Origin of the sequence: Halomonas sp. HK25 (assembly GCF_047795635.1) — a bacterium.
Taxonomy (GTDB): domain Bacteria; phylum Pseudomonadota; class Gammaproteobacteria; order Pseudomonadales; family Halomonadaceae; genus Halomonas.
The window spans coordinates 385,533-400,500 of the sequence record NZ_CP181044.1; the positions used below are offsets into that span (position 1 = coordinate 385,533).

Below are 14,968 nucleotides of genomic sequence, written 5' to 3' on the forward strand. Positions count from 1 at the left end.
ATGACTGATACATCTGCAATCGTGGTCACCGGGACCAGCCGCGGCATCGGCTCGGCCATTGCCCGGGCCCTGGCCGAGGCGGGTTTCTCCGTCGCCTGCCTGAGCCGCAAAGGCAAAGGCGTGGAGGACGTTGCCACGGAAGGTGAAGCCGCCGAGCGGCTGCATGCCTACGCTGCCGACGTAACGGATCTGGCTAGTATCAAAGATGCCCTGGCGCGGGTGCAGGCCGACTTTGGCGGCATCCGTGGCCTGGTCAACAACGCCGGCATCCAGAAGGACGGGCCGTCCGCGGAGTTCTCAACGGAGGACTTCATGGAGGTGCTCGGCACCAACGTCATGTCCGCCTTCCAGGTCTCCCGCGAGGCCTATCCCTACCTGCGTGAGCGGGACAGCAGTCTGATCGTCAACATTGGCTCTTTCTACGACCGTCTCGGCGTGCCGCTGAATACAGCTTACTGCGCTTCTAAGGCGGCGGTGGGTGCCATCACCCGCTGCTTGGCGGTGGAGTGGGCACGGGAGCACATCCGAGTGCTCAACGTTGCCCCGGGCTTTATCGCTACGGATCTCAATCGCGAGTACTTGGAGCAGGAGCGTTTCCAGAAATACCTGCGTCGCCGGGTGCCAGTGGGTCGCCCCGGCGCCGCCGAGGAAATTGGCGCCGTGGTGCGGAGCCTGTTCACCACCGAGATAGGCTTCCTCACCGGCGAGACCATTTACGTGGACGGTGCCCAAGGCATCAACGGCTGAGGGCGCTGCTGCGCCCCATCGGATATGAGGCACATCATGAGATTATTCGAACGATTGGGTAGCGTCGAGTCGCTCAGCAGCGAGGAGCGCATGGTGCTCGACTCCGTACGCGGCCTGGCAGAGGAGCGCATCAAGCCACGTGCGGCTGCCTACGACGAGAGCGGCGAGTTTCCCTGGGACAACGTCCACGACATCAACGAGCTGGGGCTGAACGGGGTGTTCGTGCCCGAACAGTACGGTGGCGCCGGTCTGTCCTACACCGCCTATCTGCACTGTGTGCGTGAGATCTCAAAGGCTTGTGCCTCCACCGGCATTATCTGGGCGACTAACTTCCACGCCATGAAGCCGCTGATGGACTGGGGTAACGAAGAGCAAAAGCAGCGCTTGCTTCCCAAAGTAGCGGAGGGAGCACTGGCCTCCCTATGCATCACCGAGCCTTCTGCCGGCAGCGATGCCACCGGAATGCGCACTCGCTTCACTCCCAACGGCGATGAGATCGTCATCGACGGCGGCAAGACCTTCATCACCAATGGTGACGTGGCCGACCTCTATTTGGTGTTCGGTAAGTGGTCGGAGATCGACGATCCTAAGCGCAGCATCTCGGCGCTTATCCTGGAGAAAGGCACGCCTGGGCTAGTAGTGCAGGGCAAGGAGGACAAAATGGGTCATCGCGCCTCTAGCACGGTGCAACTGTCCTTTGACGGCTGTCGAGTGCCACGGGCCAACCTGCTTCAGGGGCCGGGTGACGGCCTGAAGATCCTGCTGGCCTCGCTCAACAAATCTCGCCCGAGCGTGGCGGCTCATGCCCTCGGCATCGCCAACGCGGCGTTCGAGGATGGCGTCGAATACATCAACGAGCGCAAGCAGTCGGGACGGCGTATCGGCGAGTTCCAGGGCCTGCAGTTCATGCTGGCCGACCTCATCAGCGAGGCTGCCCTGTGCGAGTCCTGGCTGTGGCACGTGGCCAAGCTGATCGACAGTGGTGAGCAGGACTTCGGTATCGAAGCCTCTATCGCCAAGATGCGCGCCTCGGATCTGGCTATGCGGGTCACTACCGACGTGGTTCAGCTGTTCGGTGGCTACGGCTATTGCAAGGATTACCGCGTCGAGCGGTTGATGCGTGACGCCAAGATCACTCAGATCTGGGAAGGTACCAACCAGATTCATCGTCAGATCATCGGCCGCAGCGCGCTGCAACGTTAGGAGAAACACAATGACCAGTATCAAGACCGTCGGCGTCGCAGGTGCCGGCACCATGGGCGCGGGTATCGCCATTGTCGCCGCCCGGGCCGGCTTCAATACCGTGCTTTTCGACCTCAACCAGGACATGCTCGACCGCGCCCGCCGTCAGACCGAAGGTTTCTTCGGCAAGTCGGTGGAAAAGGGTAAGCTCAGTGAGGCCGATGCTCAGGCTGCTCTGGACCGACTCAAGGACACCACGGAGCACGCCGGACTCGCCAAGTGTGACATCGTCATCGAGGCGATCTTCGAGGACCTGGAGGTCAAGCGCGAGTTGTTCTCCAAGCTCAACGAGGTCTGTCCGCCTGAGACCCTTTTCGCCAGCAACACCTCGACACTTTCGATCACCGAGATCGCTGGTGGTACCGGCCGCGACGACCGGGTGGTGGGCATGCACTTCTGCCTGCCGGCTCAGCTGATGAAGCTGGTGGAAATGTCCCCAGGGCTGAATACCAGCGAGGAGACCTTCCAAGAGGCCTGGCACTTCTGCGAGGCCTTGGGCCAGAAGCCGGTGGAGACACAGGACACCCCCGGCTTCATCCTGAATTACTTTCTGGTGCCCTTCAACAACGACGCCATCCGCCTGGTGGAGTCCGGCATTGCCGAGCCGGCGGACCTGGACCGTGCCATCAAAACCGCCCTGGGCTACCCCATGGGGCCCTGCGAACTGCTCGATCTGGTGGGCCTGGATACCCAGGTACGCCTGTGCGAGTCCTTCGCCCCGGTGCTGAGCGACCCACGCGCCGAAGCACCACCGCTGCTGCGCAGGATGGTCGCCGCTGGACGCCTCGGCCGCAAGACCGGCCGCGGCTTCTTCAACTACGAACGCGACGCGATGTTTGGAGGCTGAACCATGAGCTACACCATCAAAAGCAGCGACGAGAGCCGCTCCTTCCCACAGGGTGACGCCTTCCTGGTCGATGCCGCTGCCGACGGCGACATCATGCTGCTGCTCGGCCCCGCAGCCGGCAAGCAGTTGGCGGACGTGCGTAACCCCGAGCGCTACAAGGCAGTCCTGGTAGAACTGGGCACCGAATGCCTGGGTGTGTACACCGGCGAGAACCGCGGCGAGGAGGGCTCCAACGTCCTCGGCTTCGCCCGCTATCGCCAGGGCGACGCGAAGCCCACCCGCCTGGTGGAGTTGGTGCATCAGCCGAATTCCGAGGCCGAGGCCATCGAAGCGGCGCGTGCACTGTTTAAAGGCGCCGAGCTGGAAGTGGCCATCTGCACCGACGTCCCTGGACGCATCGTCGACCGCATGGTTCGGCCGTACTACAACGAGGTTCTGCGCCGGCTGGACGAGAAGCTCGCCACTGCCGACGACATGGACCTCACCCTGCGCCTCGGTCTCGGTTATCCAGAGGGGCCCATCGACCTTCTGGAGCGCACGGGCCTTGAATACCACTACGACGTCTCCCGCGATCTCTACGAGGCGACGGGAAACCCTGCCTACTCGCCAGCGCGCCGAGCCCAGGTAGCCAAGCAGCGCCGCAGAGACCAAGAATGCAGCCGTTGACAGGGCTCAAGGTGCTGGACTTCAGCACCCTGCTGCCGGGGCCGCTGGCCACTCTGCTGTTGGGAGAGGCCGGCGCCGAGGTGATCAAGGTCGAGCGCCCCGGGCGCGGCGACGAGATGCGCAGCTACACGCCCAAGTTCGGTCAGGATAGCGTCAACTTCGCCCTGCTCAACCGCGGCAAGCGCAGCCTGGCACTGGATCTGAAGAATCCCGAGGAGCGCGAGCGGCTGCGGCCACTGCTGGAAGAAGCCGACATCCTGGTCGAGCAGTTCCGACCCGGCGTGATGCAGCGTCTGGGGCTGGGCTATGACGAGCTCAAGGCAATCAACCCAGGGCTCATCTACTGCTCGCTCACCGGCTACGGTCAGACCGGACCGCGGGCGGCAGCGGCGGGTCACGATCTCAACTACATCGCCGAGACCGGCCTGTTGGGGCTAAGTGCCGGTGCCGACGGCGCTCCAGTGCTGCCACCGGCACTGATTGCCGATATCGGCGGCGGGGCCTATCCGGCGGTGATGAACATCCTCATGACCCTGCAACAGCGCAATCGCACCGGCAAGGGTGCCTACCTGGACGTGGCCATGGCCGATGGCATGTTCACCTTCATGTACTGGGCGCTGGGGAATGCCGGTGCCGACGGCAATTGGCCGCAGTCGGGCGGTGAGCTGGTGACTGGCGGTACGCCGCGCTATCAGATCTACCGCACCGCGGATGATCGCTTCCTCGCCACGGCCCCGCTGGAGCAGAAGTTCTGGGACGCCTTCTGTGAACTGATCGAGCTGCCGGCGCAGTACCGTGCCGACGCCGGTCAGGAAGAGGCAGTCAAGCAGGCGGTGGCAGAGCGCATCCAGGCTCAGCCCGCCGTTTACTGGCAAGAGCAATTCGCAGGATATGACGTCTGCTGCAGTATCGTCGCCAGTCTGCAGGAGGCCCTGCAGGATCCGCAGTTCTGCGCTCGCGGCATCACCGACAGCCAGGTCGACGACGGCGCTGGCCACGTATTGAACGCCCTGCCACTGCCATTGGTGCGAACGTTCCGTGGAGAGAAGGTCCGCGTCGGCTATCCCGCTCTGGGGGCAGATAATGATCTGGTTGATTCCGACAAATCCGACAAAGGAGCGCAATGAGATGCGTGCCGTAGTGGTGGAACAGTTCGGGCCTCTGGCCGCCGCCAAGATCGCCGAGATTAAGCCCGCTAAGCCAGGCCCGGATGAGGTGTTGGTGCATGGCGAGGCCGCGGGGCTCAACTTCCCCGACATCCTGGTAATCGAGGGCAACTACCAGGTCAAGCCACCACTGCCGTTCTCCCCCGGCAAGGAGCTGGCGGGCGTGGTCGCTGAAGTCGGCGCCAACGTCACCGACTTCAAGCCCGGCGACCGGGTGGCGGCCCAGATCGAATACGGTGCCTACGCGCAGGCGGTGGTGGTGCACGCGGACTCTTGCTTCCACATCCCCGACGGCATGTCTTTCGAGGAAGCGGCGGCCATGGGGCTGAGCTACCAGACTGCCTACTTCGCCCTGCTGGCTCGGGCCAGCTTCAAGGCCGGAGAGCGGGTGCTGGTCAACGGTGCCGCCGGTGGCGTGGGACTAGCCGCGCTGCAGCTGGTCAAGGCGCTGGGTGGCGTAGTGCTGGCCGCCGTGATCAACGACGATCAGGCTGAAGTGGCCCGCCGCTACGGCGCCGACCATATCATCGACACCAGTCGTGAGCCCTTGCGTGACACTCTGCGTGAGCAGGTGAAGGTGGCCACCGATGGTCACGGTGTCGATATCGTCATCGACCCGGTGGGCGGCGACGTGTTCGAGGCGAGCCTCCGCGCCATGGCCTGGTGCGGTCGGCTGGTAGTGATCGGCTTCGCCGCGGGTGGCATCCCGACGGTACGCGCCGGCTACCTGTTGGTGAAAAACATCTCGGTGTTGGGGCTGCAGTGGACCGACTATCGCGAGCGTACCCCTGAACGGGTCCGCGAGGCCCAGGAACACATGTATCAGCTCTATACGGACGGCAAGCTTAAGCCCCACGTCGAGCGCGTCGTGCCGATGGAGCAGTTCGCCGAAGGGCTGGAGGCGATCCGCGCTGGCCACATCCGCGGCAAGGCTGTGCTGCAGCTGCGCGACTAGGCCTCCTTGGCTGCGGGCCGTCCCGACCCGTGGCCGTTAATATTCCCCGCCGCGGCGCTCTGTCCGCCGCCATTTCTCATAACCGTGGGAGAATCATTATGAGTGGGCTAGCTACCCAGTCAGTCATCGCCGTGATCGGCGCCGGCACCATGGGCGCCGGCATCGCCCAGGTTGCCGCACAGGCCGGCCACCCGGTACGCCTATTCGACGTCGCCGAGGGTGCGGCCAACAAGTCGCTGGACGGCATCGGCCGACAGCTCGCCAAGCGGGTGGAACAAGGCAAGTTGGAGGACGCGAAGCGAGAGGCCGTGCTGTCGCGACTTTCCTCCGTCGCCAGCCTGGAGGAACTCGAAGGCTGCGCCCTGGTGATCGAGGCCATCGTCGAGCGGTTGGATGTCAAACAAGCGCTGTTCCAGCGCTTGGAGACGATCTGCGGCGAGCGGACGATCCTGGCAACCAACACATCTTCGCTGTCGGTGACCGCCATCGGCTCCACACTCGAACGCCCCGAGCGGCTGGTGGGGATGCACTTCTTTAACCCGGCGCCGGTGATGAAACTAGTAGAGGTGGTGACAGGATTGGCGACCAGCGCCGAAGTCGCTGAGACCATCCGCCTCACCTCCGCTGCTTGGGGAAAAATACCCGTGCTGGCGACCTCCACCCCTGGGTTCATTGTCAACCGGGTGGCCCGACCTTTCTACGCCGAGGCGCTGCGCCTGCTGCAGGAGCAGGCAGCCAGTCCAGCCACCATCGATGCCGTGATCCGTGAAGCTGGCGGCTTCCGCATGGGGCCGCTGGAACTGACCGATCTGATCGGCCAGGACGTCAACGCCGCTGTGACCCGCTCCGTGTTCGACGCCAACTACGGAGACCCGCGCTACAAGCCCTCGCTGATTCAGGAGGAATTGGTGTCTGCCGGGCGCCTGGGACGCAAGACCGGCCAGGGCTTCTACGACTACCGCGAGGGCGTCGATCGGCCGCTGCCGGATAGCCTTCCGTCAGGGCCGGCCCCGGCAGCAATCTCTGCTTATGGCGATTTGGGTCCTGCCGAGCCACTACTGGCGCGGCTAGCCCAAGCCGGTGTAAAGGTCGAACGGAGTGATGGCTCCGGTTATCTGGAAGTCGAAGGTGCGCGCCTGGCCCTAAGCGATGGCCGCACTGCCACTGAGCGGGCTGCTGAGGAGGGGGTACTTGACCTAGTCCTGTTCGACCTGGCGCTGGATTATGGAATCGCCAGCAGGCTGGCCGTGACCGCCGCCGATCAGGCCGCTCCTGCTGCGCTCGACGCCGTCGCTGGACTACTACAGGCAGCGGGGCTGGTGGTGAGCCGGGTCGACGACGCCCCCGGGCTGGTCGTGCTGCGCACCGTTAGCATGCTTGCTAACGAAGGTTATGAGGCGGTCCACCAGGGGGTGTGCGATATGGCCGCGGTGGACGAGGCAATGCGCTATGGCACCAACTACCCGCGCGGCCCGTTGGCTTGGGCCGAGGAACTGGGCGCCGGCTACGTCTGGCGCGTGCTCGACCACCTTTACCAGGCTTATGGCGAGGACCGGTATAGACCGTCGATATTGCTCAGGCGTATGGCAGCTGTGGGCTGAGGTGTTAAAGGATTCATAGAATAGTTTTCGGCCTCTGTTACTTGGGCCCAGCTTGGTAATCACCGACTAGTTTCATTGCTAAATAGAATTAAGGAGGGAGTATGAGAGATGTTTATCTGTGCCATCCGCGGCGCACCGCCGTGGGCCGCTTCGGCGGCACCCTGGCAAGTGTGCGCCCCGACGACATGGCGGCGACCATCTTCAAGGCGGTGCTGGCAGAAGCGCCGACTCTCGATCCGGCGGCCATCGAGGAAGTCTTTATGGGCTGTGCCAACCAGGCCGGCGAGGACAACCGCAACGTGGCGCGCATGTCGGCGCTGCTGGCCGGCCTGCCGGTCTCCATCCCCGGTACCACCATGAACCGCCTGTGCGGCTCCGGCATGGACGCGGTGGGCACCGCCTTTCGCGCCATCAAGGCCGGCGAGATGGAGCTGGCCCTGGCCGGCGGCGTGGAGTCCATGTCCCGCGCCCCCTACGTGATGGGCAAGGCCGACAGCGCCTTCTCCCGCGGCCAGAGGCTCGAGGACACCACCATCGGCTGGCGCTTTATCAACCCGCTGATGAAGAAGGCCTACGGCGTCGACGCCATGCCGGAGACCGCCGAGAACGTGGCCGAGCAGTTCACTATCTCCCGGGAGGACCAGGACGCCTTCGCCCTGCGCTCCCAGCAGAAGGCCGCCGCCGCGCAAGCGACCGGCCGCTTTGCCGAGGAGATCACCGCCATTGAGATCCCGCGGCGCAAGCAGGAACCGCTGGTCTTCGACCAGGACGAGCACCTGCGCGCGACCACGCTTGCGAAGCTCGCGGCGCTGCCGGCCCCCTTCCGCGAGGGCGGCAGCGTCACCGCCGGCAATGCCTCCGGGGTCAACGACGGCGCCGCCGCCATGCTGGTGGCCAGCCAGGCCGCAGTGGAGAAACACGGCCTCACGCCCATGGCGAAGATCCTCGGCATGGCCACCGCCGGCGTCGAGCCGCGCATCATGGGGGTTGGCCCGGTGCCCGCGGTGAACAAGCTGCTCGAGCGCACCGGTGTCTCCCTGGACGATGTCGACGTGATCGAGCTCAACGAGGCCTTCGCCGCCCAGGCGCTCGCCTGCATGCGCGACCTGGGGCTTGCCGACGACGACCCGCGGGTCAACCCCAACGGCGGCGCCATTGCCCTCGGCCATCCGCTGGGCATGTCCGGCGCGCGCCTGCTGCTGACCGCGGCCCATGAGCTGCAAAAGCGGGGTAAGCGCTACGCCTTATGTACCATGTGCGTGGGCGTGGGGCAGGGGATTGCGACTCTCATAGAGCGAATTTAGCAGAAAAATGTTTAGCCAGTATTTGTAGATGGTTAGTTTGGCTTACTGATGAAGCGGAAAAAGTAACTGGAGCGCTGTGGTTTTGTAGGCTAGTTTTTTAATGCAAGCTCAAAACTAGGATAATAAATATGATCAATAAAACTTTGGCAGTGATTATGTCAAGTGCTGCGATTGGAATCACTTCCACATCATATGCTTCAGCTGAAGCGTCGGATTTTCCAGAACGACCGGTTCGACTAATCTCACCTACAGTGCCAGGCGGCATGGCAGATGCAATCCCAAGACTCTATGCGGATAAAATGTCAGAAGCCTTAGGGCAGCCCGTTATCGTTGAGAATAGGCCCGGAGCTGCAACGATGGTCGCCACGCGTTATGTGGCAGATCGCCCTGCAGATGGCCACACTCTGTTAGTAGCCGCCAACACAATAGTGACGATGCCGCATATTAATGAAAACGCCGGATATGAGCCGGAGGATTTTGTTGGCGTTGGCGAAATGTCAAGGGCGCCCACGTTGCTCGTTACAAGCGCTTCTTCACCTATTGAATCACTTTCTGATCTTGTACAGCAGTCTAAGGATAATCCTGGAAGCATAACATATGCCTCAGGTGGTACCGGCACTACATCTCATATCTCTGTAGAGCTCTTTTCTGAAGATGCTGGCATTGATCTATTGCATATTCCTTATAGCAGCCGGTCTCTTGCCATTCCTGACATTCTTAGTGGTCGCGTCGACCTTACAATGATGACTTCTATTGAAGAACAGTCACTGAGAGATGAGCTGCGTGTCTTAGCCTCCACCTCAGATGTGCGTACTGAAGGCTATCCCGATGTACCTACCTTCAAAGAGCTTGGATATTCGGGTGGAACCTACCTTATTTTCTTAGGGATTTTTGCTCCTTCAGAGACTCCAGGAGAAGTGGTTGAGGCCCTAGCGGCCGCCGTAGAGTATGCAAAAAATGATGAGGGGCTTAGAGGTAGGTTGGATGGTATGGGACAGGAGTATTCGACAACCGCTAGATCGACTTTGGATTTTAATGATTATCTAAGCAAAGAAAGCGAGCGCTATAGAGTTCTGGTTGAAAGTGTTGGTATTGAGTATGAGGAGTGATGTTGGATTTATTTTCCATGAGGCACTGTGGTGCTGCATGCTTGCATGAGAATGAATGGCGCTGAGATGAGGGCGCGTGACAGTTTATTTAGTTCGTCTATCATTGGTCCCTGAGAGGGCTTTCGCCGTCATTTCAACTGCTATGTTAAGGTCAGTGATTTTTACAACTTAGTTATAAGCTCCGGCGATGCTCTGCCTAATGTTTTTGACACCTACCCTGCCGATGAGTATATTTTAGACCTTAGGTGCCCGAGTTTTGTGTGAGTGTTACATGTCAGTTCGCGGATAAGTTTTCGCATCTTTTTTTACTATAGTGACTTGGAGTTTACTATGATTGGGAGCAAAGATATTTCCTATGATTTCGCTTTGTTTGTTGAAAATGCTAAGTATTCTGATCTCTCTGAAGACGCTATAGACGCTGCTAAGAAAAGCATCCTCGATACTCTTGGGGTGATCCTTGCTGCAAGTGGCATGGAACCTGCCGTGCGAGGTATAGCCGAAATTGCCCTTGAGGGCGGGGGCCGTCAAGAGAGCTCAGTGCTAGGATTTGGTGCACGTGTGCCGGCGATAATGGCCGCATTCGCTAACGGTGCTATGGCCCACTGCCTGGATTTCGATGACCATGCGCCAGAGGGTCATCACCCAAGCAGTTCGATCGTTCCAGTAGTTTTTGCATTAGCCGAGCGTATGGGTGGAATTTCTGGTAAAGACATGATCACTGCAGTAGCTGTTGGGCAGGATCTGTTTTTGCGGCTGCGACGCAACGTCGGCTGGAAACAGGATTGGCATCTCACAACAGTGATGGGGGTATTCTCTGCAACAGCGGCTGGTGCTCACGTTATTGGACTCAGCCGGGAGCAGACAGTAAATGCATTTGGGATTGCTGGAAACCAAGCTTCCGGTACGATGGAGTTGGCATATGGAGTTGGTAGCGATCTGCGGGGTATGTACGCTGGCTTTACAAGCAAAGCAGCAGTACTTTCGGTCCTGATGTCGCAGAAGGGTGTTACGGGGACAAAGAGTTTCTTCGAAGGAAAGGCTGGCCTCTTCAATGTTTACTTTGACGGCCAGTACGACCGCGAAAAGATGCTTGAAGGATTAGGAAGTGTCTTCGATGGTGGATCTATTTTATACAAACCATGGCCATCCTGTGGCGCTTCTCATGCATATATTCACGCCACACTTGAGCTGATGAAAAAGCATGCCATAACTATTTTAGACATCGAAAAGATTAATGTATATGTGGGAGATTTTCAGAATCAACTATGCCAGCCACTTGAGAGTCGTCGACAACCCAAAACTTTTGCAGATGCGAAATTTAGCATTCCGTTCGTAATAGCGCTGGCCGCTACTCGAGGTCAGGTTAAGGTATCTGACTTTACTGGAGATACACTTAATGACCCCGAGGTCCTGAGTGCAGCTCAGAAGGTGGTTCCTATTTTTGACACTAGTTTTGATTGGAAATCAAAACTCCCAGAAGGTCGAGTTGAAATACTAACCATGGACGGCAGGACACTAATGCGGCTTGGTGACGATGTGCCGGGAAGCTCCGAAACTCCAATGACCTGGGATTATCTTTATAATAAATTTGAAGATGCAGCCTCGCTAGCTGCTATTCCACTTGCACTAAAAAGCATCGAAAGATCTCAGAACATGGTGCGTAATTTGGAGAAATTCGACGATGCGACGAAGGTGTTAGAGTTTCTTTTATAGCTGTAGGGTTTCGTATAATTGCCCCCCAGGTTTCTGCACACCCTACGCTGCTAATGCAGGGTGAGATGGAATGTTACATATCTCAACGACTGATATAATCGCACTTAGCTGTAGTGCCGGATCCAGCGGCTCATCACTACTCGAGCTTGGTGCAACGACTACAACCGGTGTTGCCAGAGTTGCGTTCTTTCTCCACGGGCTGGTCGAGTGCTTCTTCCGCTCCTTGAAGGAAGAGTGCATCTGGCAGCATCGGTTCGAGTCGCTTGGCCAGGCCCGAGCTGTGATCGGGCGCTGGATCCGGTACTACAACGAAGAACGGCCACATCAGTACTTGGCTATGTGGACCCCGGGCACATCTCGCATTAGCCGCGTAGGGTGTGAAGAAACCTGGGGGGCATTACAGGAACCTGACAGTAAGCTGAGATGACTGTCAGGAAAATAAAACTAACTAGTAGTATTTTTGTGAGAAGCTACAATAAAAGAGCATGGTTTAAAGTGGGTGAAGATAGAGGCAATAAGCTCTTTTTGACTAAGAAAAGCATTAATATATTTTTTATAGTTTAGTAGGATATTATAAATGAATAAAAAAATATGTGGTAGTATTCCAGTAGTACTTCTTGCCGCCATCATGAGTAATCATGTCATGGCCAAAGAGGCTGAATTTCCGGACAAACCCATTCGTCTTGTTGTACCTAGCACGGCCGGAGGAGGTGCAGACGTAATTGCACGACTTTATGCTGATCGCATGTCAGATTTATTGGATCAGCCTGTGGTCGTTGAAAATAGACCCGGTGCAAGCACAATGATTGGCTCCCGACAGGTGGCTAATGCGGAGCCGGATGGCTATACTATCCTGATTGCAGCGAATACTTTGATAGCCATGCCTCTAATATCCGATGATGCAGGATATGCAGTTGAGGATTTTGTGGGAGTCACGGAGCTAGGGCAAACCCCTATGTTTGTGGTTTCAGGTTCTAGTTCTGATTTTAATACTATCTATGATCTTGTTGATTATGCAAAGGAGAACCCGGGGGTGGTGACATATGCTTCTGGGGGGTATGGCACTACAGCACATATCGCTGCAGAGATGTTTTCAGAAAGTTCAGGTGTAGAGCTTCTTCATATACCCTACAACGGCATATCTAATGCTACACCTGATGTTCTTTCAGGTAGAGTGGACTTTCTGATGGCTTCTGCCACAACAACTATTAACGAATTGGTGAGAAGTGGAGACATAAGAGCTTTGGCGACATCATCACTTGCACGATCACCATCATACAATGACATTCCTGCATTTGGCGAGCTTGGTTATGAAGGCGCAGAGTTTACCATATTTCTAGGCCTCTTTGCTCCTGCTGGTACTCCAGATTATATTCGTGAAATTCTTGCTGAGGCGGCTGGGGCGGCAAGAGAAGACGAAGAGTTGCAGCGAAGGAAATCTGCCATGGGTTATAGCCATTCTGGAATAAATAGCCCTGATGAGTTTGATGGTTTCATCAGGGGGGAAAATGTGCGCTACCATGAATTAATGAATAGAATCGGGATCGCAGTCAAGTGAAGTAAGAAGTGCAAATGTAGTCTAGTGATGTGTATGTAAGGTAGAAGAGAGGACGGCGTATTCTCCTAGTTGATCTCGCAAGGTCACAATCAGAAAAGGATGAATATGCAATGACGGGCTCTGCCCTCCAATCCTTTACGCAGTCCGCAGTGATCCACTGCGGACTGCTTTAGAAAGGCGGCAAAGGTCTTTTTTTTGGGATGGGACCTCGACAGAGCACTGAAACATGGACGACTTCAGTCGTACGCAACGGTTACCTGCCGGATCGCACGGGCCAGACCGGTCTTAATGATGTCGAGGCTAAGTACAACAAGGCTATGAGGTGCCTGGCCCACCAATATCGGGAGGAGTTGCTGACGTTATATGACCACATTTCACAGCAAAGGTTATGTATCTGTACGAACAACTGTATAGAGCCGACCTTTTCCAAGGTCCTACTGCGGAGCAGGCGAAGTCGGAATCTCAGTTTTCATGCAACAGACCTCGCGATGGTCTTTAAACTGCGATTGAGTGCCTAGAAGCACTGGACGTGCATCAAGGGGGAGAGCAAGCTTGAACTGGTCGTGAGTAATTTTAAGTTTCAGGCTGTGGAGGTGCTGATCGATCAGCACATAGTACTACGGCCGGGTCGGCCATGTACTAAATTTTATAATAACTCAGAGAGAGGGGTGCCATTTCAACTATTCCATTGCTGAGAGTTATTTGATAGTGCTTGATAATTTGTGGTGGTATTCTTCTAGTGAGTAGGTGTTAATAGTCCATTAAATATTCGCGGATCTATGTTCGTGAAGCGGAAACCTGTATATGATTATTTGAGCCTATAACAATCTACCTCACCCTGTTGGATGAGAAATTAAAATGGTAAGGAGTGGTGTATGAAAGCAATAGTTTTCTTCGGGGAGAAAAAGCTTGGTGTTGTAGAATATCCCGATCCTATTCCTGGTCCCAATGATGTTATTGTAAAGATTAAAGCATCTGGAATGTGTGGCACTGACCTACATCAATATCGTGGGGATTCACGAAGTGAAGATCAATTGATCATAGCTGGGCATGAACCATGTGGTGTTATAGAGAAGGTGGGTGAAGGTGTGTTACCACATGAAGCGAGAATTGGTGATAGGGTAGTTGTTCACCACTACGATGGATGTAGGGTTTGCAATTCTTGCAGGTCCGGATGGACTCAATTGTGTGGGACAGAGCATAAGATAACCTTCGGTGTTTCGGGGGGGCATGGTGCTCATGCTCAGTTCATGAAGGTGCCTGCCCATTCACTGATAAAAATTCCAAACTCCCTCTCCTTCAAGGCTGGTGCAGCAGTAGCATGTGGGACTGGAACCGCCTATGGCGCTATTAAAAGGCTGGATCTTAAGGGGGGAGAAACGATTGCAATCTTTGGTCAAGGGCCTGTTGGGCTAAGTGGAACCATGTTTGCAAAAGCAATGGGCGCAAGAGTTATTGCGCTAGATGTTTCTGAAGAAAGGCTCGAACTGGCTAAAAAGTTTGGAGCTGATGTGCTTGTAAATCCAGCCAAAGAAGACCCTGTTAAAGCCATCAAATCTGTAACTAGGCGGGGGGAGGGGGCAGATAAATCAATGGAGTGTAGTTCCAATTCTGATGCGCGCCGTCAATCTGTGGAGTCATTGTGTAGATGGGGCACTGCATGTCTCGTGGGTGTTTATGGTAAAATCGAATTTGATGTGATCGAAACAATACAAAGAATGAAAACCGTAGTTGGGTCGCAAACATTCAGTAAGAGTATGCTGGATGACTGCGCAAACTTTGTTGTCGAGAATGGTGTTGACGTTGAGGGATTGTTTACTCATGAGTTTCGTATCGACCAAGCCGAAGAGGCCTATGAGCTTTTTGATTCTGGGAAAATGGGGAAAGGGGTGTTTGTTTTCGATCAATGAAACCATGGGTTAATCTACTCTATTATTAATCCGTTGCTTCTTGTCAATATAAGTTTTTTTAATGCAGTGTTGTGACTTTGGGCCCGAAGCGATGTGATTTAGTTGATGGTGGCAGTTCGTAAACTTCCGGGTTTGATTCAAGAGGATTAA

Annotated in this window: 13 protein-coding genes; all 13 read left to right on the forward strand. The window is 56.6% G+C overall.

Going from position 1 to position 14,968, the window contains the following annotated elements; all coding sequences use genetic code 11:
- Complete coding sequence (locus ACM26W_RS01915; RefSeq protein ID WP_416139196.1) at window positions 1–747, forward strand: SDR family NAD(P)-dependent oxidoreductase; 747 nt, start codon at window positions 1–3, stop codon at window positions 745–747.
- A 90-nt stretch (window positions 748–837) separates the two neighbouring features.
- Entirely contained in the window at window positions 838–1,950 is a 1,113-nt protein-coding gene (locus ACM26W_RS01920) for an acyl-CoA dehydrogenase family protein (RefSeq protein WP_416139197.1), read from the forward strand.
- A 10-nt stretch (window positions 1,951–1,960) separates the two neighbouring features.
- Window positions 1,961–2,836, forward strand: a complete 876-nt coding sequence (locus ACM26W_RS01925; RefSeq protein ID WP_416139198.1) for a 3-hydroxyacyl-CoA dehydrogenase family protein — start codon at window positions 1,961–1,963, stop codon at window positions 2,834–2,836.
- Window positions 2,837–2,839: 3 nt separating this feature from the next.
- A complete protein-coding gene (locus ACM26W_RS01930; protein ID WP_416139199.1) occupies window positions 2,840–3,502 on the forward strand; it encodes a 3-hydroxyacyl-CoA dehydrogenase family protein in 663 nt (220 codons plus the stop codon).
- Complete coding sequence (locus tag ACM26W_RS01935; RefSeq protein ID WP_416139200.1) at window positions 3,490–4,629, forward strand: CaiB/BaiF CoA transferase family protein; 1,140 nt, start codon at window positions 3,490–3,492, stop codon at window positions 4,627–4,629. Before ACM26W_RS01930 ends, ACM26W_RS01935 begins: the two co-directional genes overlap by 13 nt.
- A 1-nt stretch (window position 4,630) precedes the next feature.
- A complete protein-coding gene (locus ACM26W_RS01940; RefSeq protein WP_416139201.1) occupies window positions 4,631–5,623 on the forward strand; it encodes an NADPH:quinone oxidoreductase family protein in 993 nt (330 codons plus the stop codon).
- A 98-nt stretch (window positions 5,624–5,721) separates the two neighbouring features.
- On the forward strand, window positions 5,722–7,224 hold the full coding sequence (gene paaH, locus ACM26W_RS01945) for a 3-hydroxyacyl-CoA dehydrogenase PaaH (protein ID WP_416139202.1): 1,503 nt from the start codon (window positions 5,722–5,724) through the stop codon (window positions 7,222–7,224).
- Between the two features lie 101 nt (window positions 7,225–7,325).
- Window positions 7,326–8,528, forward strand: coding sequence for a 3-oxoadipyl-CoA thiolase (pcaF, locus tag ACM26W_RS01950; protein ID WP_416139203.1), 1,203 nt, complete (start codon window positions 7,326–7,328; stop codon window positions 8,526–8,528).
- A 128-nt stretch (window positions 8,529–8,656) separates the two neighbouring features.
- Entirely contained in the window at window positions 8,657–9,637 is a 981-nt protein-coding gene (locus ACM26W_RS01955; RefSeq protein ID WP_416139204.1) for a Bug family tripartite tricarboxylate transporter substrate binding protein, read from the forward strand.
- Between the two features lie 330 nt (window positions 9,638–9,967).
- Window positions 9,968–11,350, forward strand: a complete 1,383-nt coding sequence (locus ACM26W_RS01960; protein WP_416139205.1) for an MmgE/PrpD family protein — start codon at window positions 9,968–9,970, stop codon at window positions 11,348–11,350.
- A 70-nt stretch (window positions 11,351–11,420) separates the two neighbouring features.
- The gene (locus tag ACM26W_RS01965) at window positions 11,421–11,777 is read left to right on the forward strand and encodes an integrase core domain-containing protein (RefSeq protein ID WP_416139206.1); all 357 of its coding nucleotides are present in this window, start codon (window positions 11,421–11,423) and stop codon (window positions 11,775–11,777) included.
- A gap of 150 nt (window positions 11,778–11,927) precedes the next feature.
- A complete protein-coding gene (locus ACM26W_RS01970) occupies window positions 11,928–12,908 on the forward strand; it encodes a Bug family tripartite tricarboxylate transporter substrate binding protein (protein ID WP_416139207.1) in 981 nt (326 codons plus the stop codon).
- 875 nt (window positions 12,909–13,783) lie between these two features.
- Window positions 13,784–14,818, forward strand: a complete 1,035-nt coding sequence (locus ACM26W_RS01975; protein WP_416139208.1) for a zinc-dependent alcohol dehydrogenase family protein — start codon at window positions 13,784–13,786, stop codon at window positions 14,816–14,818.
- Window positions 14,819–14,968 lie beyond the last annotated feature (150 nt).

Bases quoted from the DNA above. Each gene is read 5' to 3' on its own strand.
- ACM26W_RS01915 (WP_416139196.1), top strand. From the start codon at position 1: ATGACTGATACATCTGCAATCGTGGTCACCGGGACCAGCCGCGGCATC.
- ACM26W_RS01920 (WP_416139197.1), top strand. From the start codon at position 838: ATGGTGCTCGACTCCGTACGCGGCCTGGCAGAGGAGCGCATCAAGCCA.
- ACM26W_RS01925 (WP_416139198.1), top strand. From the start codon at position 1,961: ATGACCAGTATCAAGACCGTCGGCGTCGCAGGTGCCGGCACCATGGGC.
- ACM26W_RS01930 (WP_416139199.1), top strand. From the start codon at position 2,840: ATGAGCTACACCATCAAAAGCAGCGACGAGAGCCGCTCCTTCCCACAG.
- ACM26W_RS01935 (WP_416139200.1), top strand. From the start codon at position 3,490: ATGCAGCCGTTGACAGGGCTCAAGGTGCTGGACTTCAGCACCCTGCTG.
- ACM26W_RS01940 (WP_416139201.1), top strand. From the start codon at position 4,631: ATGCGTGCCGTAGTGGTGGAACAGTTCGGGCCTCTGGCCGCCGCCAAG.
- paaH (WP_416139202.1), top strand. From the start codon at position 5,722: ATGAGTGGGCTAGCTACCCAGTCAGTCATCGCCGTGATCGGCGCCGGC.
- pcaF (WP_416139203.1), top strand. From the start codon at position 7,326: ATGAGAGATGTTTATCTGTGCCATCCGCGGCGCACCGCCGTGGGCCGC.
- ACM26W_RS01955 (WP_416139204.1), top strand. From the start codon at position 8,657: ATGATCAATAAAACTTTGGCAGTGATTATGTCAAGTGCTGCGATTGGA.
- ACM26W_RS01960 (WP_416139205.1), top strand. From the start codon at position 9,968: ATGATTGGGAGCAAAGATATTTCCTATGATTTCGCTTTGTTTGTTGAA.
- ACM26W_RS01965 (WP_416139206.1), top strand. From the start codon at position 11,421: ATGTTACATATCTCAACGACTGATATAATCGCACTTAGCTGTAGTGCC.
- ACM26W_RS01970 (WP_416139207.1), top strand. From the start codon at position 11,928: ATGAATAAAAAAATATGTGGTAGTATTCCAGTAGTACTTCTTGCCGCC.
- ACM26W_RS01975 (WP_416139208.1), top strand. From the start codon at position 13,784: ATGAAAGCAATAGTTTTCTTCGGGGAGAAAAAGCTTGGTGTTGTAGAA.